Source organism: Mycobacterium sp. 852014-52450_SCH5900713 (assembly GCF_001667075.1).
In the GTDB taxonomy this organism is placed as follows: domain Bacteria; phylum Actinomycetota; class Actinomycetes; order Mycobacteriales; family Mycobacteriaceae; genus Mycobacterium.
The window spans coordinates 238,838-261,314 of record NZ_LZIL01000050.1; the positions used below are offsets into that span (position 1 = coordinate 238,838).

24 protein-coding genes are annotated in these 22,477 nt (G+C 65.2%); 9 read left to right on the forward strand and 15 right to left on the reverse strand.

Features of this window, described 5'->3' with window-relative positions; all coding sequences use genetic code 11:
- Positions 1-15 precede the first annotated feature (15 nt).
- Both A5773_RS15335 and A5773_RS15340 read left to right on the forward strand, forming a co-directional pair.
- Positions 16-1,152 carry a 12-oxophytodienoate reductase gene (locus tag A5773_RS15335; RefSeq protein WP_156659763.1) on the forward strand — a complete coding sequence of 379 codons (1,137 nt, stop codon included), beginning with the start codon at positions 16-18 and terminating at the stop codon, positions 1,150-1,152.
- Between the two features lie 29 nt (positions 1,153-1,181).
- Complete coding sequence (locus A5773_RS15340; protein WP_067265520.1) at positions 1,182-2,198, forward strand: NAD(P)-dependent alcohol dehydrogenase; 1,017 nt, start codon at positions 1,182-1,184, stop codon at positions 2,196-2,198.
- Between the two features lie 34 nt (positions 2,199-2,232).
- On the opposite strand, the gene A5773_RS15345 is transcribed toward A5773_RS15340, so the two are convergent.
- The 3 genes from A5773_RS15345 to A5773_RS15355 form a co-directional block, all read right to left on the reverse strand.
- Complete coding sequence (locus A5773_RS15345; RefSeq protein WP_255360757.1) at positions 2,233-3,672, reverse strand: FadD3 family acyl-CoA ligase; 1,440 nt, start codon at positions 3,670-3,672, stop codon at positions 2,233-2,235.
- On the reverse strand, positions 3,669-4,859 hold the full coding sequence (locus A5773_RS15350; protein ID WP_066957674.1) for an amidohydrolase family protein: 1,191 nt from the start codon (positions 4,857-4,859) through the stop codon (positions 3,669-3,671). Before A5773_RS15350 ends, A5773_RS15345 begins: the two co-directional genes overlap by 4 nt.
- A gap of 85 nt (positions 4,860-4,944) precedes the next feature.
- Positions 4,945-5,367, reverse strand: coding sequence for a lipoprotein LpqH (locus A5773_RS15355; protein WP_066957676.1), 423 nt, complete (start codon positions 5,365-5,367; stop codon positions 4,945-4,947).
- A 111-nt stretch (positions 5,368-5,478) separates the two neighbouring features.
- Between A5773_RS15355 and A5773_RS15360 the strand changes: the two genes are divergently transcribed.
- Both A5773_RS15360 and A5773_RS15365 read left to right on the forward strand, forming a co-directional pair.
- Positions 5,479-6,225, forward strand: a complete 747-nt coding sequence (locus A5773_RS15360; protein WP_067791460.1) for an enoyl-CoA hydratase/isomerase family protein — start codon at positions 5,479-5,481, stop codon at positions 6,223-6,225.
- Positions 6,226-6,326: 101 nt separating this feature from the next.
- Positions 6,327-6,650, forward strand: a complete 324-nt coding sequence (locus A5773_RS15365) for a hypothetical protein (RefSeq protein ID WP_082948258.1) — start codon at positions 6,327-6,329, stop codon at positions 6,648-6,650.
- Here A5773_RS15365 and A5773_RS15370 read toward each other — a convergent pair.
- Entirely contained in the window at positions 6,566-7,276 is a 711-nt protein-coding gene (locus A5773_RS15370; RefSeq protein ID WP_066957682.1) for a TetR/AcrR family transcriptional regulator, read from the reverse strand. The genes A5773_RS15365 and A5773_RS15370 overlap by 85 nt on opposite strands.
- A gap of 207 nt (positions 7,277-7,483) precedes the next feature.
- Here A5773_RS15370 and A5773_RS15375 point away from each other — a divergent pair, with 207 nt between their 5' ends.
- Positions 7,484-8,779, forward strand: a complete 1,296-nt coding sequence (locus tag A5773_RS15375) for a cytochrome P450 (RefSeq protein WP_066957684.1) — start codon at positions 7,484-7,486, stop codon at positions 8,777-8,779.
- A gap of 1 nt (position 8,780) precedes the next feature.
- Here A5773_RS15375 and A5773_RS15380 read toward each other — a convergent pair whose 3' ends face one another.
- From A5773_RS15380 to A5773_RS15395, 4 genes are read right to left on the reverse strand one after another with little or no spacing between them, the layout of a single operon-like run.
- The gene (locus A5773_RS15380) at positions 8,781-9,065 is read right to left on the reverse strand and encodes a cytochrome C oxidase subunit IV family protein (protein WP_066957687.1); all 285 of its coding nucleotides are present in this window, start codon (positions 9,063-9,065) and stop codon (positions 8,781-8,783) included.
- A 6-nt stretch (positions 9,066-9,071) separates the two neighbouring features.
- A complete protein-coding gene (locus tag A5773_RS15385) occupies positions 9,072-9,668 on the reverse strand; it encodes a cytochrome c oxidase subunit 3 family protein (protein WP_066957689.1) in 597 nt (198 codons plus the stop codon).
- On the reverse strand, positions 9,668-10,474 hold the full coding sequence (locus A5773_RS15390) for a hypothetical protein (RefSeq protein WP_066957691.1): 807 nt from the start codon (positions 10,472-10,474) through the stop codon (positions 9,668-9,670). The genes A5773_RS15385 and A5773_RS15390 overlap by 1 nt, the downstream gene beginning before the upstream one ends.
- Positions 10,471-11,256, reverse strand: coding sequence for a hypothetical protein (locus tag A5773_RS15395; RefSeq protein ID WP_067791462.1), 786 nt, complete (start codon positions 11,254-11,256; stop codon positions 10,471-10,473). The genes A5773_RS15390 and A5773_RS15395 overlap by 4 nt, the downstream gene beginning before the upstream one ends.
- Before the next feature lie 98 nt (positions 11,257-11,354).
- Between A5773_RS15395 and A5773_RS15400 the strand changes: the two genes are divergently transcribed.
- Positions 11,355-11,957 carry a TetR/AcrR family transcriptional regulator gene (locus tag A5773_RS15400; protein WP_066957695.1) on the forward strand — a complete coding sequence of 201 codons (603 nt, stop codon included), beginning with the start codon at positions 11,355-11,357 and terminating at the stop codon, positions 11,955-11,957.
- Between the two features lie 15 nt (positions 11,958-11,972).
- Here A5773_RS15400 and A5773_RS15405 read toward each other — a convergent pair whose 3' ends face one another.
- Positions 11,973-12,356 (reverse strand): hypothetical protein, encoded by a 384-nt coding sequence (locus tag A5773_RS15405; RefSeq protein ID WP_197505495.1) that lies wholly within the window; start codon positions 12,354-12,356, stop codon positions 11,973-11,975.
- A gap of 217 nt (positions 12,357-12,573) precedes the next feature.
- On the opposite strand from A5773_RS15405, the gene A5773_RS15410 reads away from it, so the two are divergent.
- From A5773_RS15410 to A5773_RS15420, 3 genes are all read left to right on the forward strand, one after another.
- Positions 12,574-13,329, forward strand: a complete 756-nt coding sequence (locus A5773_RS15410; RefSeq protein ID WP_067791495.1) for a hypothetical protein — start codon at positions 12,574-12,576, stop codon at positions 13,327-13,329.
- Positions 13,326-13,940 carry a hypothetical protein gene (locus tag A5773_RS15415; RefSeq protein WP_066957697.1) on the forward strand — a complete coding sequence of 205 codons (615 nt, stop codon included), beginning with the start codon at positions 13,326-13,328 and terminating at the stop codon, positions 13,938-13,940. The genes A5773_RS15410 and A5773_RS15415 overlap by 4 nt, the downstream gene beginning before the upstream one ends.
- 134 nt (positions 13,941-14,074) lie before the next feature.
- Complete coding sequence (locus A5773_RS15420; protein WP_067791497.1) at positions 14,075-14,596, forward strand: hypothetical protein; 522 nt, start codon at positions 14,075-14,077, stop codon at positions 14,594-14,596.
- Positions 14,597-14,660: 64 nt separating this feature from the next.
- Here A5773_RS15420 and A5773_RS15425 read toward each other — a convergent pair whose 3' ends face one another.
- The 6 genes from A5773_RS15425 to A5773_RS15450 are packed head-to-tail and all read right to left on the reverse strand — an operon-like array spanning position 14,661 to position 22,468.
- Positions 14,661-16,406 (reverse strand): MCE family protein, encoded by a 1,746-nt coding sequence (locus A5773_RS15425; RefSeq protein WP_067791464.1) that lies wholly within the window; start codon positions 16,404-16,406, stop codon positions 14,661-14,663.
- Positions 16,407-17,663 carry an MCE family protein gene (locus A5773_RS15430; protein WP_066957702.1) on the reverse strand — a complete coding sequence of 419 codons (1,257 nt, stop codon included), beginning with the start codon at positions 17,661-17,663 and terminating at the stop codon, positions 16,407-16,409. It abuts the gene before it with no gap.
- On the reverse strand, positions 17,660-19,078 hold the full coding sequence (locus A5773_RS15435) for an MCE family protein (RefSeq protein WP_197507882.1): 1,419 nt from the start codon (positions 19,076-19,078) through the stop codon (positions 17,660-17,662). Before A5773_RS15435 ends, A5773_RS15430 begins: the two co-directional genes overlap by 4 nt.
- Entirely contained in the window at positions 19,075-20,193 is a 1,119-nt protein-coding gene (locus A5773_RS15440; RefSeq protein WP_067791466.1) for an MCE family protein, read from the reverse strand. The genes A5773_RS15435 and A5773_RS15440 overlap by 4 nt, the downstream gene beginning before the upstream one ends.
- The gene (locus tag A5773_RS15445) at positions 20,193-21,215 is read right to left on the reverse strand and encodes an MCE family protein (protein ID WP_066957706.1); all 1,023 of its coding nucleotides are present in this window, start codon (positions 21,213-21,215) and stop codon (positions 20,193-20,195) included. The genes A5773_RS15440 and A5773_RS15445 overlap by 1 nt, the downstream gene beginning before the upstream one ends.
- Positions 21,212-22,468: an MCE family protein gene (locus A5773_RS15450; RefSeq protein WP_066957708.1), complete on the reverse strand. Its 1,257-nt coding sequence runs from the start codon at positions 22,466-22,468 to the stop codon at positions 21,212-21,214. Before A5773_RS15450 ends, A5773_RS15445 begins: the two co-directional genes overlap by 4 nt.
- Positions 22,469-22,477 lie beyond the last annotated feature (9 nt).

The following is a 22,477-nucleotide window of genomic DNA, read 5'->3' on the forward strand; positions in this document are numbered from 1 at the left end:
CAGGAAGGAATTCCGATGGCAGACGATATGGTCGACATCACCGGCTTGCTCACCCCGCTGACGGTGCGATCGGTGCGGTTGCCCAACCGGTTCGCGCTCGCGCCGATGACCAGATACGCAACGCCTGACGGTGTGCCCACGGCGGAGTATCCGGGGTATTTCCGTCGGCGCGCCGCCGGCGGCATGGGCCTGTTGATCACCGAGGCGACACTGATCCCCGATCCGAGCACCGCGCTGGACTTCGACATGGCGAGCTACTTCCGCGACGAGGCGAAAGCGGCCTGGAAGACCGTGGTCGACGGCGTCCACGACGAAGGTGCGGCGATCTTCTCGCAACTGCTGCACGCCGGGGTATACCGCGGGCCCAACCCTGAGAGGTTTCCCGATGTCCCGACCGTCAGTCCGTCCGGGATCGACCTCTACTGTGAGCCGGTCGGGAAAGCACTGTCTGTCAACGACATCGAAAGAATCATCGGCAACTACGTGCGAGCCGCCCGCGATGCGCAGTGGGCGGGTTTCGACGGTATCGAAGTGCACGGGGCCCATGGATACCTACCGGACCTGTTCTTGTGGGATCGCACCAACCGGCGCGTCGACCTCTACGGGGGCCCGTTGCCCGACAGGACACGGTTTGCCTCCGAACTGGTGACGGCCCTGCGCGCGGAGCTGGGGCCGCAGACGCCGATCAGCTTCCGGTTCTCCCAATGGAAAGCCGACCTGTATGACGCGAGACTCGTCGAGACCCCGCACGAATTGGAGACGCTCCTGCACCCGCTCGCCGAAGCCGGTGTCGATATCTTCCATCCGTCCACCCGCCGTCACTACCAACCGGCCTTCCCCGAACGTAGCGGCATAGACGGCGAATTGAGTCTGGCGGGATGGACCAAGAAGCTCACCGGACGGCCCACCATCGTCGTGGGCTCAATCGGTCTTACCAAAACCATTGAAGGGCAAGGTAACACGCCCGATGGACACGCCGACATCGCCTCGCTGGAGAAACTCGTCGACCAATTCGATCGCGGCGAGTTCGACATCGCCGCGATCGGCCGGGCCGCCCTGGCCAACCTCGACTTCGTCAACAAGATCCGCGCCGGACACAACGACGCGCTGATCCCCTACGACGAGGGCCGACACAAACTCACACTTTGTTGACACCGTAACCGGGAGAGAGGTATTCGACGATGCACGTGTACCGGTTCGATGGCGCCGCCGGAGGACTCGACGGGTTGGCGCTACGCGACGAACCCGTCCCGTCGCCGCAGCGGGGCGAGCTGCTGCTGCGCGTCACGGCTGTCTCGCTGAACTACCGGGACATCGCCATCCCCCTGGGTCGTTACGTGCGCGACGCCCGGCATGGTCTGGTGCCCTGCAGCGACGCCGCCGCCGAAGTCGTCGAGGTGGGTGAGGGCGTCGACGACTACCGCCCGGGTGACCGGGTCGTCAGCGCCTTCCACCCCAGGTGGTTCGGCGGCCCGATGCCGGCCACCGCCAACTCCGACAGCTACGGCAGCGGGCAGGACGGATGGCTCACCGAATACAAGGTGGTGTCGCGGGAAGCGGTCGTCGGCATCCCCGCGGCAATTCCCGACGAACAGGCGGCGACGCTGCCCTGCGCCGGGGTCACGGCGTGGAACGCGCTCGGCGGACCCACGCCGGTGCGGGCGGGCCAGACGGTGCTGACCCTTGGTTCGGGCGGGGTGTCGGTCTTCGCGTTGCAGTTGGCCAAGGTGTCGGGCGCCCGGGTCATCGCGACCACCTCGAGCGCGCGAAAGGCCGAGACACTGCGGGCGCTCGGCGCCGCGGAAGTGATCAATTACCGCAGCAACCCGAACTGGGGTGAACAGGTCCGTGACGTCACCGAAGGACGCGGTGTGGACCGTGTCGTCGAAGTCGGCGGGCCGGCCACCATCGAGCAGTCGTTGCGGGCGGTCGCAGTCAGCGGAGAGGTCACCCTGATCGGTTTCCTCAGCGATGACAACCCCGGCGTTGACTATTTTCTGCTGAAGGGCAGTGGCGCGACCACGCGCAGCATCACCGTCGGCGACCGCGCCGACTTACAAGATCTCGTCCGCGCCGTGGCCACGACGGGACTGACACCGGTCATCGACGATGTTGTCGACTTCGGACAGGCTAAATCGGCGTTCGAGCGACTGCGCGATGGCAAGCACGTCGGCAAATTGGTCATCCGGGTGAGCTGAGGACACGCCAAAAGGCACGCTGGCGGACTCCGTCTCAACGCAGGAGGCCTTTGACCACCTTCCCGGTGGCGTTGAGCGGCAGGGCCTCGAGGAACTCCACCGACCGAGGGACCTTGAAGCCCGCCATGCGTTCGCGGCACCAGTCCATCAATTCCTCAGCGCTGAGAGGGCCTTTCGCGACAACGAAGGCCTTGCCGACCTGTCCCAGCCGCCCGTCGGGCACCCCGATGACGGCGGCCTGGGCGACGGCCGGGTGGTTCAGCAGGAAGCCCTCGATCTCGGCCGGGTAAGCGTTGAAGCCGCCGACTATGTACATGTCCTTCTTGCGTCCGATGACGCGCAGCCGGCCCGTGTCGTCGATGTTGCCCAAGTCCCCGGTGTGCAGCCAGCCCTCGGCGTCGATCGCCTCGGCGGTAGCCGCCGGATCGTCCAGGTAGCCCTGCATGACGCCGTAGCCGCGGACCAGCACTTCGCCGTCATCGGCGATGCGGACCTCGACGCCCTCGCATGGCAGGCCCGCCGTGGTCGCGACATCCTCGAAGGAGTCACCGGGCCGCGAGAGGGTCACGTTGCCGGCCTCGGTCAGCCCGTATCCGGTCATCAGCGTCTGGAACGGCAGCTCGTCATGGATGCGCCGGACCAGCTCGACGGGGATGTCGGCGGCGCCGGTCACGCCGGCGCGCAACGTGGCAAGCCTGGACTTGTCGGGGACCGTCAGCAAGGAGTGGTAGAGCGTCGGCGGGCCGGGCAGCATCGTAATGCGTTCGCGCTCAACCAGATCGACGACGGTGTCGATGTCGAAGACCGCGAGCGGCAGCATCGTCGCGCCGCGCAGGAACGACGTGATGAGCCCGGCCTTCAGGCCGAACGTGTGGAAATACGGGTTGATCTGCAGGTAGCGGTCACCGCGGCGCAGGTCCGCCAGCGTCGCCCACTCCTCGTACATACGCAGCGTCTGACCGTGGTTCATCATCGCGCCCTTCGGGCGGCCGGTCGTCCCGGAGGTGAAGATGATGTCGGAGATGTCGCTGCCGCTTACCGCCCGCTCGAATGGTGAACCGCTGGACAGGAAGTCGGATGCCAGGTCGATCACCGGTATCCCCGCGGGGGCGGTGTAGTCCTGGCCCAGGAATCCCTTGCGCGCCAGGACGGCCTTCGCCCCACTGCGCGCGATGATGTCGCCGGCTTCGTCGGTCTTGAACCGCGTGTTGACGGGTACCAGCACGCCGCCGGCGGTGAGCAGACCGAACGCCGCGACGATCCACTCCGCGGAGTTGGGCGCCCAGAGGGCGACTCGATCGCCCCTCTCGACGCCGAGGTCAGCGAAGGCGCCTGCGGCGCAACGGATCCGCTCGACAACTTCGGTGAATGTGAGGCGCAGCGGACCGTCGACCACCGCTTCCGCGTCGCCGAACCGGTCCGCCGCGCTCAAGACCATCTCGGGGATGGTCTCCCACAGTTGCGTGCCTGTCACACCGTGACAAGCCGGGCGAGGTTGCCGCCCATGATCTTTGCTTGGTCGTCGGCGGGCAGGTGCGACAGCGCCTCGATGTAATAGGTCGGCTCCGCCAACCCCTCGGGGTGCGGCCAGTCCGAGCCGTAGAGCACCTGATCCACACCGACGAGTTTGACCAGATCGTCGATGCCGTCCTCGAAGAACGGGCTGACGTGGATGCGGCTCTTGACCATCTCGACGGGGTCGCTGGGGAACGCCTCCGGGGCCTTCCGGAAGACCTCGGCCAGGCCGTCAAGCAGTGGGGTCATCCACTTCGAACCGGCCTCGACGATGGCAACCTTCAGCTTCGGGTGGCGGTAGAGCGCACCGTGGATAACCCACGACCCCACCGAGTCCTGAATCGGCCGCCACTCGTTGAGGATGCCCATCGCATTCGTCTGGAACGGCAGCATCTCTGCGTTGGCACCATCCCACTCCGAGGTGTACCGGGAGTAGCCACTGTCGCTGGAGTGCATGCCGACCAGCACGTCGTGCTCGACGACCCGCTCCCAGAACGGGTCGAACTCGGGCAGCGCGAACGACCGGGGACCGCGGAAGCCGGGGACCGGAGCCGGGCGGACCAGGATGCAACGCGCGCCGCGCTTGACCGCCCACTCCAGCTCCTCGATCGCCTTCTCGACGATCGGCAGGGTGATGACCGGGGTGGTAAAGATGCGGTTCTGGTAGTTGAAGCCCCAGACCTCGTCGAGCCACTCGTTGAGCGCATGCACCAGAACGTGGATGGCAACGGGGTCGTCCGACAGCCGCTCCTCGAGGAGGCTGGCCAGCGTCGGGAACATCAGGGTGCGGTCCAAGCCCAGCTCGTTCATCTTCTCCAGGCGCGGGCCGGGCTCGAAGAACGCCGGGATCGCGCGCATCGGCTCACCGAACAACTCGCGCTTGGTCTTGCCGTCCGGGTTGCCGAATTTGAAGTACTCCTCCCAAGCGCCCGGCCGGGCGACAACCTCGAAGGTCGGGTTGGGAATGTAGTTGCTGATTTGGCCGCGGATCGCGATCTTGGTCCGCCCGTTGACCTGCACGTACTGGACGAAGTCCTTGTACTCCTTGGGCAAGAACTTCGTCAGCGCTTCCGGCGGCTCGTAGAGATGGTTATCCGCATCAAAGATGGGGAACGGGACGTCCACCTTGTGCGACAACTGACCCATGGAATCCTCCTTCGCGATTTTTGAGAATTGTATTCTCTGCAGGCGTCGAACCGCAACGTACCCCCTGGTTCGCCAAAGGGGCGGATCAGCAAGCGATGACGATTTTGAACGTGGCCGTGGTGGGTTCGTTGGGTTTGTCGGCCTTGGAGCCGTGTGCGGTGCCGGTGATGGTGAACCTGCCGCCGCTCGAACTCATGTCCACATCCCCCTCCCCCCCGCGCGAGTACATGCCGGTGAAGTTGCCCAGATTGCGGATGCGGACCGACTCGGCGGAAACCGGTTCGGCCCGCTCGTCGACGATGACATTAGCTCCGGCGAAGTCGCCGCCGATGTCGATCGTCCGGGTCCATTCCCTCTGACTGCATTTGACGACGTTGAACTTCGTGTCGATCCCGTTGACGGTCACGGAAGCAGTGCTGGAGATTTGAGTCGGCGGCCGCGGGGTGCATGCGCCGAGCATGCTGACCGCGAGTGACGCCGCGAGCACTGCCGCAATTCGATCCCGCATGTGGGCGCCCCTGTCTTCGCTGACGATAGCTCTTCGGCCTGCGGCGACGATGTTATTCTCGCACCGAGAGAATGCCAATATCGTCTGTTCTCGTCCTAGGAGCAATAACGCATGGTGGACCTGGAGATCGACGACGGGTTGGCGGTGCTGACGATCGATCGGCCGCACGCGCGCAATGCCATCGCGCTGGACACCATGCAGCAGGTGGAGAAGGCGTTGGACGCCGCGGCGGGCGCCAAGACCCTGGTGATCAAGGGGGCGGGAGATCGGGCTTTCGTATCCGGCGGTGACCTCAAGGAGCTGCGCGCGCTGCGGACCGAAGAGGATGCCGCGGCGATGGCCAAGCGGATGCGCGCGATTTGCGACCAACTGGCCAGCTTCCCCGCCCCGGTGATCGCCGCGCTGAACGGCCACGCCTTCGGCGGTGGCGCCGAGGTCGCGGTCGCCGCCGACATCCGGCTGGCAGCCGACGACGTCAAGATCGCCTTCAACCAGGTGGAACTCGAGATCATGCCGGCCTGGGGCGGCGCCGAGCGGCTGGCCGAGCTCGTCGGAAAGAGCCGGGCGCTGTTGTTGGCCGGCACCGGTACCGCCCTCACCGCGGACGAGGCCGAGCGAATCGGCCTGGTGGACCGGGTGTTCCCCCGCGAGTCGTTCGACGAGGGATGGCAATCCATCGCGAGGTCGCTGGCTCGCCACCCGGCGACCGAGATAAAGCGCGTGATCAGCGGAGTTTCGGCGGACGAAGCGATAGCATCCTTCGCACGGCTGTGGGTCGCCGACGCACACTGGCGGGCCGCAGAGCGGGTGATGAACCGCACCACGAGTGCGCGACGGGCAGCCGGAGGAGCGAAATGACGGTCAGACGGTTGAGTGTGGGCGCAGTGAGTTTGTCGGCGGTGCTGGCGGGTGCGACCGGTTCACTCGTGAGCGCGGGCCACGCCCATGCCGACCCGGCCATGCATCACGTCACGTACACGGTCACCGCGCAGAATCCGATCTACACCGACATCTACTACCTGGACCACCAGCCGGAGAAATTCTCCGATTACAGCCACAACCCCTACTCCTTCACGCCGCATGTGGATGTCGACCTCGCCCCGGGCAAACCGTGGAGCTTCGACTTGGACATGTCGAACCCCAATGACTACGCGATGGTCGTGGCGAGCACGGGCACGGAGCCCGGCACGCCCGGGCTTCACTGTGATCTGGCGGTGGACGGAGCCGTCGTCGTATCCAAGGACGGCCCCAAGGGCGTGCTCTGCTCGCTGCGCAACTGGTGAACCACCCAGGTCGGCGGGATACCTTCGATGGGTCGCGGCTCGCCTTCTAGGCGGCGCAGATATTTTTCGACCAACTCCACGGTTTCGGCGTGACCGCCGGACATGCCGATCGCCTGCTCGAGCACCAGCATTCGCGACAAGCTGCTCATCAGCACCGTCCAGACCACCGCGGGCACGTCGTCGTTCTCGGCGCCGTAGCGCTGCAACGCGGCGGCCACCGCTTTGCGCTCCTCCTCGCGGAAACGCTCGGCGTAGTAGGCGATTTCGCGCCGCATATCTTTGCGATGGTTGGCCAATGCCATGAATTCCATCGAGATCCGGGTGAACGCCGGGTCGGTGCCAAACCGCCAGAGCGCCCACAGTGGTTGCGGCGATTGCAGTAGCTGGGCCTGCGCCTGCAGCCCTTCGTCGGCGCGGCGGCGGAAGACTTCCAGAAACAGCTCCTCCATGGTGCGGAAGTAGTAGTGCACCAATTGCGGTTTCAGCCCCGCCTTGTTCGCGAGACGGCGCGACGTCACGGCGGCGTAGCCCTCTTCGAGCATCAGCTGCTCGGCCGCGTCGAGCAGCAGGCCGCGATTCTTCGCGTCCGGCGCCCCGATCCGGCGGGCCGCAGAAGCAGATGTCATGCCGTCACTCCATGCTCTCGAGACTCCGGTGTCGACCTAGTCAGATCGTAGCCAGGTCAGCGCGATGCCTCGGCGTTGCGACCTTGACCCTGACATTACCGCCATGCTAAGCAGGTGCTCAGCACATTTTCGGTTTTCCGAATCGCGCGGCCCCATAGCCTGCCGCCGAACACAGCCGGTAATCCAAGCCCAGGGAGACGCAATCCGATGAGCGACTACGAGTCGATCGACTTCTTCACCGACCCGTCTCTGGTACCTGATCCGCACCCCTACTTCGATTACCTGCGCAGTCAGAACCCGGTGCTGCGCCTGCCGCACTATGGCGTCATCGCGGTCACGGGGTACGACGAAGCCTGCGAGATCTACAAGGACCCCGACACGTTCTCCAACATCGTCGCGCTGGGCGGCCCGTTCCCGCCGCTGCCGTTCACGCCCCAAGGCGACGACATCAGCGCTCAGATCGATGCGCACCGCAGCTCCTTTCCGATGAACGAGCATATGGTGACGATGGATCCGCCGGACCACACCAAGGCCCGGTCCGTGCTGGCCAAGCTGCTGACCCCGAGCCGGCTGAAGCAGAACGAGGAGTTCATGTGGCGCCTCGCCGACCGTCAGCTCGACGAATTCCTGAGCAACGGCGAGTGCGAGTTCATCGCCGAGTACTCAAAGCCCTTCGCCACGTTGGTGATCGCCGACCTACTCGGCGTCCCCGAGGAGGACCATAAGGAGTTCCGCACCGTCTTGGGCGCCGACCGCCCCGGAGCGCGGGTCGGGGCACTCGATCACCAGTCGGTCGGCATCAACCCGCTGGAGTGGCTCGACGAAAAGTTCTGCAACTACATCGAGGACCGGCGGCGCGAGCCCCGCAACGACGTGCTGACGTCGCTTGCGTCGGCGAAGTATCCGGACGGCTCGACGCCCCCGGTCATCGAGGTGGTCCGCTCGGCGACGTTCCTATTCGCAGCCGGTCAGGAGACCACCGCCAAGCTGCTCAGCGCCGCCCTGCAGGTGCTCGGCGACCGGCCGGACATCCAGCAGGAGCTGCGCGAGGACCGCAGCCTGATCCCCGGGTTCATCGAGGAATCGCTGCGGATGGACAGCCCCGTCAAGAGCGACTCGCGGCTTGCCCGCAAGGCCACCACCGTCGGGGGCGTCGACATCCCCGCCGGCACCGTCGTGATGGTCCTGCCGGGCGCCGCGAACCGCGACCCGCGACGCTTCGAGAATCCGCACGAATTCGACCTGCGCCGCAAGAACGTTCGCGAGCACATGGCCTTCGCCCGGGGTGTCCACTCCTGCCCGGGCGGTCCGCTCGCCCGCGTCGAGGGCCGCGTCTCGATCGAGCGCATCCTGGACCGGATGCCGCGCATCGAGATCGACGAAGCCCATCACGGACCGGCCGCCGAGCGTCGCTACAGCTACGAGCCGACGTACATCCTGCGTGGCCTGAGCGAACTCCATCTCACCTTCACCACCGCGGACGCGGTCGCTGTCGCGGGCTGAATCAAAGGTTCATGCCGACGAAGTAGCAGCTGAGCAGGGCGACGGCCATCAGCAACACCCACGCGTCCGTGAGCCGGCACAGCAGCACCGGAGCGTTTCGCACCTCCATGAATTCACGAAAAATGATGCGCACCTTGACAAGTGCGATCACGATGACGCTCGACGTGACCACCGCGCTGGATTTCAACGTCCCGGCATGGCCTGCCCAGCGGTCTAGCCAGAGGTAGCCGAGGGTGAGGGTCGCCAGGATCGTCCATACCACCAGCAGTCGTTTGTTGAACTTGATCGGAGATCACCTCACCACGTAGAGCAGCGCGAAGATGAGCACCCACAGGAAATCGACGGTGTGCCAATAGGTAGCGCAGGTTTCGACGAGCTGCTGGGTTTCCGGGGTTTCGTGGGGCTTTCGCGCCTTCGCGCGAAGTTGGTAGACGACGACGCCGAGGGCGACGAAGCCGATCAGCAGGTGCACGAAGTGGATGCCGGTGAGGAAGAAGTAGTAAGTGAAGAAGTCGTTGCTGTCCAATCCATTGCCCATGTGCACCAAGCGAGCCCACTCGAACACCTTGAAGAAGAGGAAGACCACGGCAAACCCGGCGGTGATGAAGACGTCGCGCAGGGCCGCACTGTAGGCGCCCACCCGGGCGGACTGGACACACCGCGCCACCGACCACGAGCTCAGCAGCAGGACCAGGGTGTTGAACACCCCGACCCGCAGGTCGAGCTGCGACTGCGCATGCAAGAACAGCTCGGGGTTGCGGGCGCGGTAGAACAGGTAGAAGCCGAAATAGCCCGTGAAAACCAGTGTCTCGAAGAGCACGAACGCCCACATGTCCGGCTGTCCCGGCACGAATCTCACCCGTTGCTTCTCGTCGGCTACATCGGCCATCACGCGGCCACCGTCTCCCGCTTGAGCTCTGGCAGGCGCCCGGTGCCGAGGTCCTCGCGCTGGATCATCCGGAACAGCATGACGATGAAAATGACTTGATAGACCCCGAACACGACCATGTCGAGCCACCAGGCGATCTGACCGTTCCATGCCAGCACTCCGCGCTGGAAGATCCAGCACGGCGCCACCACGACCTCGGTGAGGGCGTTGCACAGGTTGAGATATCCGAACCACTTTGGGAAGACCCGATTCCGGTCGAGCAGGATCGCGACCATCCAGATCAGCGATCCGATCAGGAAGACCCCCATCGTTCCGTCGAAAGACAGGAAGGCGAAGTCGTAGAGCCAGCCGACCGCTTCGGGGTCGCGTTCGGGGCGAAGCGTCCCGACGATCAGCGCGATGTTGAGCAGCAACATGCCGGGAATAGCACTGAGCGAGTAGATGATCAAATACGAATACGCGAACGCCGGACTGACCGACATCCGCCGCATCGAATAGGCGATGAGCGCGTTGTTGATCGCGATCATGCCGCTAATGGCGAAGATAACGCCGAAACCGACGGGTATCCCGAGGTGGCGTTCGTGGAACCAATGGACTTGCGTCGCCAGGTCCCAGGTGGGCTGCGGCGGCGGCTGGACTTGCGCCACGATGAAAAACACCGGGAAGAAGAGGCTGTAAAAGACGACGAGTATTCCCCACGCCACCCACAGCTCGCGCTTGGGGCCGCGCAGCAGGTGCCAGCCGATTCGGCGAAGCAGCGGACCTGGAGGTGGCGTGGAGGCCGAGGGCGCAATCACCGCGCTCATGCACTCACCAATTCTTGCCCGGGACCGGTGTTTTCGGCACGCTCGCGATAGATCGCCCGGCCTAACACCACGCCCATCACCACGATCCAGACGCCAATCGCAACGTTCTTCACCCAGAACGACAAGAAGCCGTCCCAGGCCAACGGGCCCGTCAGGGTCGCGCCGACGAACGCCGCGGGCACCAGCGCGCCGGCCACCAGCAGGTTGAAGTGGGCCACCCACCGGCTGAAGACCGGGCACGGCCGCTCGTCGAAATAGATTGCCAGGGCGAGGATCACGCTTTGCCCGATCAGAAACGGGACCAGGATCGTGAATGTGATCCAGGCAAAATCGTTGAGCAACTGGGTCAGCTCGGGGTTGCGTTCAGGACGAAAGGCGGCCAGTAGCCAGCACACGTTCGCAACGAGGAACAGCGTCGGACCGCCTGCAACGCAACCCAGCATCGCATAGGAAAAGATCGGCGTCCGATGAGCCATCCTGCGGATCTGCAAGACGATCAACGCCAAGATCGGCACCAGGCACACCCCGAACCAGTTGAACAGGATCATGCTGTACCGGATCTCCGGGAGGTGGGCCGGATCGCGATAGAACGCGGCCACCTGTTCGGCCGGCATCGTCGGTGACATCGGCGGATTGAAGCCGGGAAACAGCAAGAATGCGGCGATCCAGAGGACAAGCGCCGCCGGCAACGTCCAGAGCAGGACCAGCTCGCCGTTGGTCCGCCGCAGCGCGGTTCGCGTCAACCCCGGACACCGTGCGTCGCCAGCCCCGACGTCGGCCATCGGCCCCTCCCCTACGAGATCGCCTTACCTCACACGAATAATCAGCGAAGCTAGCCGATCGGCTAGCTTCGGTCAAGAAGGTCGTCTAGTCTCGGTTCGTGGAAACAGCGCGGCAACCGGTCTCCGATGAGCAATTCTGGCTGATCGAGCGCAGCCCGGCCCGGACGCGGGTACTCGACGCCGCGTTGGACCTGTTCGCCACACACGGTGTCAGCGGTACGTCGCTGCAGATGATCGCGGATGCCGTCGGTGTCACGAAAGCTGCTGTCTACCATCAATTCCGGACCAAAGAGCAGATCGTCATCGCGGTGACCGAGCGGGAACTCGGCCGGCTCGAGCCGGCTCTCGAGGAGGCCGAAGCGTACGACGACGGCCCGCAAGCACGAGATGCCTTGCTGGTGCGCGTGATTGAGATGGCCGTTCGCGACCGCCGGTTGGTGCGCACGCTGCAATTCGATCCCGTAGTCGTCCGATTGCTGGCCGAGCACAAACCCTTTCAAGCCTTCATGGACCGTCTGTACCGGGTGCTGCTGAGCGATGCGGGTCTGGACGGGCGGATCGAGGCGGCCATGTTCTCCGGCGCGCTCAGCACCGCTGTCATGCATCCGCTGGTTGTCGACATCGACGACGAGACGTTGCTCGCCAGGGTCACCGATTTGAGCCGGCGCCTGCTCGGTCTGCCCCGGGACGGGCTCGGCTGACCGGAGACGCAGCGGCTACGTGTCGGCGCGAACCCAGGTCATTATGCCGTCGTGGGCAAAGCAAACGAGGAACAGGCCGTCGGGCGCCTGCGCCACGTAGTTCTGATAATTCTGGCAGTTGGCGCCTTCTTCTTTGACTCCCGCCATTGGCGGCGACCGGAACCACCGCGGCTGGTACCTCCTCGGCGAGCCACAGAACATCAGCCGTCCGGGCTCCGAGGCGAACGAGACGTATCCATCGGCGACGCCGAAGGCGTAGTAGGTGGTGTTGTCACACGGGGCACCCAAGACCTGGTGCGGCATGATGCCCGGGGTGCACGCGGGGTAGTCGCAGACGGTCGGCCCCGCCGAGGACGGCGGCGCGGTCAGCACACCGGCGCCGAGCAACGCGCCAGCCATCGCCACGACGAATCGCACGCAATTACTGTGCCACACCCGAAAAGAAAATTCTCCTAGTTGGAGAAGATCAGGCGTACCGGACGGCCGCCCGCGCGGGGCCAACCCCACCTGCTCCGCTTCGCGAGGTGGTGGGTAGGCATTTGCGCACGTGAGGGCCACCATTGCGGCCCTCCGATGGCGCCGTTGAGGGCGGGCGGTGGTGATAAGCTCATTCTCCGTGCACGATCCGGATGGACCTGATCCCGACGATGGGGTCGCCGCCGGCGCCGAAGCGCCCGTCCCGGATGTGGACGAAGCAGACGAGGTCGCCAAGGCCGAAGCGCGCGCCGCGGCGGCTCGGGCGCGCCTCGCGAGGCTGCGCGGGGAAGCCGAAGCAAGAGACGCCGACGACGGCGCGGCTTTCCACGATGGCGAGCAGCGGCCCGCCAAATCGGCCCGGGCGCGACCGCGGATTCCGCGGCGGCCGGGGAGACCGCGGTGGCTCCGACGCCCAAGGCGGAGAACGATTGCCGCCGTCGTCGGCATCCTGCTCGCCTCCGCTTCCCTCGCCGCGAGCGGTTACATGGTGTGGCGGCACCGCGCCACCGTGCACCAACAACAGCTCGCGGCGGAGTTCACTGCGGCGGCGCGGCAACGGGTTACGACGCTGATGTCGATTGACGCCAACCACGCCCGGGACGATTACCAACGCATCATCGACGACTCCACAGGCGACTTCAAGGCCCAGATGTCGGCGATGTCAGCCTTGATGGCCAAGCAGACGGAGGAATCCAAAGTCAGCAGCAAGGCCACCGTCGAAGCCGTTGCGGTGGAGTCGATGAGCGACAATTCGGCGGTCCTGCTTGTCGCAGCGAGGTCCGATGTCATCAACGCCGACAACAGCCATCGTCCACCTGTCGTGTGGCGGATCAGCGTCGACCTCACGCGGGATGGCGGTCAGCTCAAAATGTCGAAAGTCGACTTCTTGCGATGACTATCGAGAATGGTTCCTCGCTGGACGGCGTGCAAGCCACGCCGTCCGACGAGACGGGATCGCCACCCGCTATTCAACGGGCCCGCACCGACCGTCCGGCCGCGGTCAAGCGCTGGACCGGCCGCTGTGCGAGCAGGTGGCGTTCGATAGTCGCAACTGTGTTGGTCGTTGCCGCGATGGGGCTGGCCGTCGGTCTCTACTTCTTCGTGTACCGACCCGATCAGCAGGTCTCCGAAGCGGCGGCACACCGGGCAATCCAAACGGCGTCAGAGGGTTCCGTGGCGGTGCTGTCGTACTCTCCCGACCACCTGGACCACGATTTCTCCAAGGCGAAGTCATATCTCACCGGTAATTTCCTCGCCTACTACACCAAATTCACCGAACAGATCGCGGTGCTGGCCCAGCAGAAGCACGTCACGGAGACGGCACGCGTGATTCGGGCCGCCGTTTCGGAATTGCACGCGGATTCGGCCGTCGTGCTGGTGTTCATCGACCAGACCGCGACGAGCAAGGAGAAGCCGGAACCGCAGACCACTGCGAACACCGCCCGGGTGACGTTGACGAAGGTCAAGGGTTCCTGGCTGATCTCAAAGATGGATCCGCTGTCGTGATCGCTTTCCATTGTTGGTCCGATCGCCATTTTGCCGGAGCCGAAGCGGTGTTAATCTCATTGCACGAAAAGCCGCAGCAATGTTGATACCCCATTAATAATGGCGGTTAGTTGAAGCGGATCGAGGAGCACCTGATGCGTTCAGTTCGAACACTCACCACCGCAACGCTGGTCGCTGCCACCGTGTTCGGCGGTGTCAGCACGGCATCCATGGCCCGGGCAACGACCAAGGAAGAAGTGGCCGTCAACGGGACGTTCCGCGCCACATCCATCGGCGACTGGGCCCAGAGAAACGACCAATACTTCGGCGAGCCGACGGTCGTGCAAACGTGGACGATCAGCTCGACGTGCGACACGTTTCAGGAATGCCACGGCACCTTGACCAGCGACCAGGGATGGAGCGCGCCCCTGTATATGAATGACGGGGAGATGTGGAAGGTCAAACGCGAAGTGCCCAACTGGGAGCGGTGCGAGGACGGCACCGCATTTCCCGGACAGCAGACCTTCTATTTCTATCCGGTGAACCAATACGGCGGATACCAACTCGGGTCGTCCACCTACGCGGGGAAGGACAAGACGGTCGGGCCGTCTGGTGCCTGCGGGCAGAATCAGTGGCTCGACGTCACGATGCCGTTACGCCTCGACAAAATCGGCTGACCGGGCTTTTCCACTCACTTACCTCGCCCCATCCTCGGGCGCCGCGCGTCGCCAGGCAGCGGCCTCAGGTGGGAAGCATGTCCTGCCACGTCTTGGGCGCTTTCGGCGCAACGAGATCCGACTGCTGGTAGAGCTTCCCGTCCGGACCCACATAACGACCCGTGCGCGGGTCATACCGGGCGACCGTGACGGCCGGCACCTGCTTACCCGGTCCACCACCGAATGAGCTCGGCGCGGCCTGCGGCCCTTCGCCGCCGGCGGTGTCGGCTGGTGCCGCGTCGGGGGCAGCGGGCGGTGCGGGCGCGGGTGGCGGCGGGGGAAGTTCCCCGGCTGCGGGGACGTCGAGCGGCGCGAAGGGCGGAAGGTCGGCCGACATTCTCGACATGGGCGCCAGCGGAGGTGGTCCCGACGACGGCACGGGCGGTACGGCCGCTCCAACCGTGCCCGGTGGTGGATTTTCTCCGCGCGGCCCCGCCGGTGTGCCGCGCGGCACCGCCCCCGGCGGCAGCGGCGTTCCCTCCACCGGGCCAAAGATCCTGTCGTTCACGGTAACCCGGTCGTCGGGCGGAACGCCCTGGGCGAGCAGGTTGGGGTCAAGCGGGTAGGGGCCGAGAACGTGCTGCTTCATCGACAGCGGCATGAAAGGCTTGTCGCTGTTGCAGATTTCGACGGTGGGCGCGCGCTTGCCGGGGTGTCCCATGCAGGGATAGTTGCGGGCACCGCGCACCCCGATCGGTGAATCCTGCGGGAGTTTGCAGTACAACCCGTCCGGTGTGTCGATGTCAGTGAGGTCGTCCGGGGATCGCCAGGTGTTCGGAGGCATGAAGCCGACCGTGCAGATCGGCGGGTCGTCGATCGTGAGCGCGAAGTCGCCCTGGGCCGTTCCCTCCGGATGGTTTGGCGCCGCCGCGGCCTGCTCGATGGCGACGGCCGACGGCAGCAACACCAGCAGCTGCTCCAGCGAGGGGTGATAGGTGACGCCGATCTGCCCGATGGTGGTCAGGTTGGCGAGCAGCACCGGCAGCGTTGGCTTGACTTGCTCGAGCAGCCGGGAAGCTTCATTGGCGGCCTCAGGACCGTTTTGCAGGATGGTCCGGAAGTGGGAATCGTTGTCGACCAACACATCCGAGATGCCGGCCAAGCTACGCGCCCACGTCCTGATCGAATCGGTGGTCTGCGCCTGAGTGTCCAGTAGCGGCCCGGTGTCTTCGGTCAGGGCTCGGGTGCGGTCGACGACGCCGTTGGCATCGCGGGACAACGTCTGCGAGGAATCGATCAGGGATCCCAGGTCGTACCCGGTGCCGTTGAAGCCCTGGAAGGCCTCGTCGAGCAGCTGGCCGAGTTTGGTCTTCGGGATGCTTTGGACCAGGGCGTTGAGCTGGTCGAGCATCGGCCCGACCGGCTGTGGAATCCTGCTGTCGCGCGCGGAGATTACCGAACCGTCGTGCAAGTATGGCGGCGAATCGGTCTTGGGCCGCAGGTCAACGTACTGTTCACCCACCGCGGAGACGCTGAGCACCTCCGCCGTCAGGTCCGCGGGGACCTTCGGTGAAGTGCTAAGCGACAGCGTCGCTTTCGCGCCGGTCGGCGTCAGGCCCACCGACGTGACCTTGCCGAGCTGAACACCACGGTAGGTCACGTTGGAAAACCGGTACAGGCCGCCGGTTGCCGGCAGCTCCAGTGTCACCGTCATCCGACCGATGCCCAGCAGGGTCGGCGCTTGGATGTAGAAGAGCACCATCGCGATCACGCCGATGGTGCCGGCGATCGCGAAGACCGCCAGCTGGATCCGGACGAAGCGGGTCAGCATCTAGCCGCCACCTTCCGTCGGCGCCGTTGCCGGCGGTGGCGTTTGACCCGCGTCCGGCGCCGGTGCCGCGGTCGGCGGAGGCCCGGGCAGCGGGGCCGCCGGCCGAGGACCCGGCAGCGGAGGCAGGGCCGCGGGGTCGACCCACGGTGGCCGCAGGGGGTCATGCATCGGATCGTGGGTGTACTGCAGGTAATACGGGTCTCCGGGTGCCGGCACCAGCGGCTGGTCAAGCTGCCCCCAGTGGGTCCCCAACATCAAGCCGCGCTTGAGCCGTGGAATCGACAGGTCCAAATCGACGTGGAGGTTGAAGTAGTCGCCCCGGACCGCCCGGTCGACGAAGTTCTGGGTGAACGGGAACACAAACGCGGCCGCGACGGCCACGCCGAGCTCGGGTCCGACGTCGGCGAGGGCTTTGAGGGTCGGCTCCAGGTTTTTCAGGTTCTTGACCAGGTCGGCCTGGGCGTCGTTGACCAACCGGGTGGCGGTGTTGCTGAAGACGCGGAGTTTGTCCAGGGCGGCGGTCAGCCGGGGGCGCTCCTTGACCAGAACATCGAGCGCGGGCGGAATCTTCTGCAGCGCTTGGGTGAGAACGTCGCGTTGGTCGGCGAATGTGCTGGCCAGCCGGTTCAGCGCCTGGATCGAGTCGACGAGGTTGTCCCGCTGATCGTCCAGCGTCCCCACGAATGTGTCGAGGCGGGTGATCAGATCACGCACCGCGCCCTCATGCCCGGACAGGGCGGCGGAGAAGTTGTGGATGATCTCCCCGATCTGCCCAAGGCCGCCGCCATTGACGACTGCCCCCAGCGACGACAGCGTCTGCTCCGTCGACGGGTAGGCAGATGATCGACTGAGCGGGATGGTGGCGCCCGGCTGCAACCGTCCGCTTCCCGGCTGGCCGAGCGGCGTATTGAGTTCCACATGCATCGACCCCAGCAGGCTGGTCTGGCCGACGGTGGCAACCACGTTGGCCGGGACGACGACATCTCGCTTGACCGAGATCTCGACATCGGCGTGCCAGCCGCGCACCCGCATCGTGCCGACGCTGCCGACGACGACGTCGTCGATCATCACCGGCGAATTCGACTCCATCGTGCCGACATTCGGCAGCTCGACGTGATAGATGTCTGCCCCCGGCCCGCGCCCGACTGCGCCGGGCAGGGGTAGCGAGTTCAGGCCGTGGAACGCACATCCCGTCGCCGTCACCACCACGCAACAACCGAGGGCGAACACCCGCCGCACCGCAGCCCGGGCGATCATTGTTGCGGCCCGTCGGCCGGCAACAGCATGTCTGACGTGCTCTGCGCTGGGGGCGGTGGGGGCGGCATCGGTGTCGACGGCGGGGGCGGCAGCGGCATCGCCGCGCCCGGTATCGGCGCTGGCGGCACGGCTCCCGGGGGTCCAACCGGGTCACCGGGCAAGCCGGTGTAGGCCGACACCGCGGGCGGGATCTCGGGCGCTGCGGGTTTCGGACCCTCGCCGCCGGGCGCCAGGCGCGGTTCGGTGTAGAGGATGTTGGCCGGGTCCACCGACTTCTGCAGGAAGATGTTGATGGGGATCGGCAGGTTGTTGAAGTTGAGCACTCGCAACCCAGGACCGAGGAACAGGGAGCACAGCTTGCCCGACTCCACCGCGGTGACGTTCTCGATGGCGCCGAGCGCCGTGCAGCCCGGGACGGGGACCGGAACCATCAAACCCGAGAACGTGGGGTTGGCGAAGTTCATGATCCCGAACCCTCCCACGATGGTTCCGGTGTCGGCGTTGTAGTCGTTGAAGAAGTTGCCGAGCGCATTGGGCGCCGCGTGCAAGATGTTCTCCAGGTCCATGTGGTGATCGACCAAATTCTGTGTGACATCGGCCAACCGGGCGATCTGCTCGCTGGTCTGGTTCCGCGTCCCGGCGATGAAGCGCTGCACCTCGCCGACCGCCGTCGACAGATCGGTCAACGCCGCGTCGAGGTCGGATTTGCTGTCGTTGACCACACTGGTGAGCGTCGCCAGGCGGTCGTTGAACTGCACGATCTGGACGTTGCTGTCGCGCAGCGCGCCGACGAAGGTCTGCAGGTTCTTGATGATGTCGACGATGTTGCCGCTGCCGTTGGCGAGGATGCGGCCCACCCCCGACAGTTGACCCAGGGTTTGCCGCAGCTTGTCACCGTTACCGTCGAGCGCGTTGGCGGCGCTGTCGATGAACCGGCCCACCGACGTGCCCGATACACCGCTCTTGGGTCCCAAATCCGTTGCCAACCGCATCAATTGGGTCTTGACCTCATCCCATTCGACCGGCACTGCGGTCCGCTCGACCGGTATGACCGCGCCGTCGTGCATGACCGGCCCGATGTCTCGGTAGGCCGGCGAGAGCTGGACGTAGCGGGCAGACACCAGATTCGAGGCGACGATCACCGCCTTGGCGTCCGCCGGGATGGGCACGCCGTGGTCGACCTTCAGGGTCATCTTGGCCTGTGTGCCGTGCGGCTCGATGGATTTGATGTTGCCGACCTTGACACCCGAAACCCGCACCTCGTCGTTGGGGTAGATCGCGGTGGCGGTGGTGAAGTAGGCGGTGATCGTCTGCTGCCGGAACAACGTGTTGCGGACGAGTACGGCAGCTCCGGCAACGATCAGCCCGACCAGGACGATCCCCACCACGGCCGTCAGTCGGTTGTGGCGGATCACTGTGATCCTCCGACCCTGCCGCCCAGCGTGCAGCCAGGGCACACCGGAATACCGTTGTAGGGCCAGGGAGTCAACGACCGAGGCAGCGGCGACGGGTAGCCGGGGCCCTTCGAAGTGTCGAAGGTGCGGAATCCCCAGAGGTAGTCGATGATCGGCTGGAAGAGTTGCGGCGCAAGGAAGTTCGGGACGAACGCCTGATAGGCGTACATGCTGGAAATGCCCTCACCGACCGTGATCTGGAACTTCTTGAGGCCCTGCATCGCCTTGCCGATGTTGTCGCGGTTCTTCTCCAGCATCGCGGTCACCGAATTCAGCCTCTCAAGCGTCGGTGCCAGTTTGCTTTCGTTCTCGTGCACCAGAGCCGTGAGCTGTTTGGCGACCACCGACGTGTTCGCCAACAGGTCCACGATCTCTTGGCGCCGAGCCACCAGCACTTGAAGCAGCGAGCCGGAGTTGAGGATGAGTTTGTTGACCTGCTGGCTCCGTTCGGAGAGAACCCCGGTGACGTCGCCGGCGCTCTTGAACAGCTCGCCCAGACTCTTGTTGCGGCCGTTGAGGGTACGGGACAACCGGGTGAGCGCGTCGAAGGCCGGGCCCATTTGGGGCGCGATCTGGTCGAGGGTGCTCGCCAGCGTGTCCAGCGACCGGTTCAGCGCCGCGGTGTCGGTTCCAGCCGTGTCGGTCGTCAAGTCGCTGACCGCTTCCGTCAGCGAGTAGGGAGAAGACGTGCGCGAGACGGGAATCAGCGTCATCGGATGCATCGTGCCGCTGCCGGCGGAGTCCAGCGCCAGCATCCGCTCGCCCAGCAGCGTGCCGGTGCGGATGTGCGCGGAAGTCTCCGACCCGAGCAAGATGTTGCCCTTCATCACGAACGTGACCAGAGCATCGCCACGACGCAGCTTCACATCCGACACCGTGCCGACCTTCACGCCCGACACGATCACGGGGTTGCCCGTCGCAAGGCCACCGGCTTCCGTGAACAGCGCCTGGTACCTGACCATCGTCGCCCACGAGATGAACCGGTCGGGCGACAGGCCGACGAGGATGACCAGCACCGCCAGAACGACGCCGATGAGTCCGGCCTTGACGAGCCCGGCTCCGTGATACTTGAGCATTAGGGTTCAGTGCACCTTCCAGCGTCTGACCTGAATATGGGGGCTTTCACAGTCCGGCCCTGAAGGTCCGTGCCGCGGAGCTCCAACTGGCAGAGGTAGTACGGGATGGTGGCCCCGTCCGCGCCGAGCCGAACCAGCTTGCGGTAGTTCCTCGGCGCCTTGCCGATTGCGGCGTCGAGGCGGTCCTTGTCGTTGTCGAGGATCGGCGCCAACCGATTCAACTGATCGATGGTGCCCGACAGTGGCGGCCGCGCGTTGCTCAGCAGATCCGCCAGCGAGGCGGTTCCGCTGTCCAGGGCGTCGATGGCGGAGCCGATGGTGTTGCGGTCGTCCGACAGCCCGCTGACCAGCCGCTCGAGGCGATCGATTGCGCCGGAGAACTTGGTGCCGTCCTTGGAGATCGTGCCGATCACGACGTTGAGGTTGTCGATCAGTTGCTGCACGGTTTGATCGTTGTCGGCCAACGCATTTGAGAACGACGTCGTCTTGGCAAACAGCGAGTCGAGCGTCCCGCCCTGGCCCTGGAAGACCTGCAACAATCCCGCGGTCAACGCGTTGACGTCGCGCGCGTTCAGGCCCTGGGTAACTGGTTTCAGTCCGCCGAGCAGCAAATCGAGGTCGAGCGCGGGCGCCGTCCGGTTGACCGGGATCTGACCGCCGGCGGGCAGGTGCTTGGTCGAGCCCGGGCCATCGACGAGCTCGAGGTAACGATCGCCCACCAGGTTCAGGTAGCGGACCGCCGCCCTGGTGCCCTCGGTGAGGACGACGCTGCGATCGGCGTCGAACTCCACCACCACTTTCTTGTCCGGCTGCAGCGAAACACTATTGACCGTGCCGACCCGGATACCGGCGACCCGCACCGACTGCCCCGCCTTGAGACGCGAGACGTCGGAGAACACCGCCGTGTACCCGGTCGTCGCACCCGTCCGGTACTGGCCGAAGATGAAGAACAGGAAGGCGGTCAGCATCGCCATCACGACCGCGAAGATCGTGAACTTGATAAGCGTGGCGCGTGTTCTCATCCTGGCATTCCCACCTGGGCGGAGTTGCGCGGCGGGCCGGCGATCGGTCCGTACAACAGCTGCTTGAGGAGATCGGAGTTGATCAGTACCTGCGGGTTTCCATAGCCCACCGGGTCGGCACCGATATCGGCGATGAGTTGCTTCGGGTGTGTGTTGAACGGCAGGTTCGGCAGACCCATGCACTGGGGGCCACCCGTGGCCGCAACCTTGGGCAGGTTCGTCGGATAACGGTAGCGCTCACCGCCCCAGGTGAGGCTCGCCGAGATGTTGATGCTCGGCTCCGACAGCGGCGGACCATGCGAGATGTTGATCAACCCGCCGAAACCACAGGTGAACACCTCGTGATATTGGTTGGTCAGGTCGAGCGTCGGCACCAGCAGATGCATCACGTTCGTCAGCGGTTGGCGGTTGGTCGACAAGACGTCGTTGCCGATGTCGGCCAAGCCGATCGCGCTGATCAGCAAGGCATCCAAATTGCGCTGCTCGTCGACGATCGTCTTGCTGATCCGGGTCGCGTTGGCCGCGGTCTTCACCAGGTTCGGTGCCGCGTCCGCGTAGGCGTTGGACACCACCGGTAAGACCGAGAGGTCATGCCTGAACGCAGGCAGGCTCGGCTCCAGCTTGGCCAGAAACGAATCCAGATCGCTCAGCGACTGGCCCAGCTGTGGGCCCCGCCCACTGAACGCTTGTGCGAGCGCACCCAGCGATTCGTTGAGCTTGGGCGGGTCGATCTGCTCGAGAACCGAAACGAGTTGCTGGAACACGGTATTGACTTCGACCATGACGTGCTGGCCTTCCAGCGTCTGGCCACCGTGCAGGCGCTGGGCCGCGGGCTGTGCGGGTTCCACCAGCTGGACGGACTTCGCGCCGAACACCGTCGACGACGCGATGTCGACAAGCACGTTGCTGGGAATGAAGCGCAGTTGCGACGGGTCCATCGCCAAGTGAATGGCCGCTTGGCCGTTCGGCAGCGATTCGACCGAGGCGACCTTACCCACCTGCACGCCGCGCATCTTGACCTTGGCATCCGGGTTCATGACCAGGCCGGCGCGTTGCGAGATCACGGTCACCGGAACGGTTTCGGTGAAAGAGCCCTGAAACAAACCGACCGCCACGGCGAAAATCAAGCCAATGATGAGGACAGTCGCCAATCCGAGCAACGGCGCCAGATAGCTTCGCCCGGCGGGCCGGGCATGGCCGGCGCGCGGAGGTCGCCCGGCGGCCGCGCGACCCGCTGGCACTCTCTGCGTCACTGCCGTTCC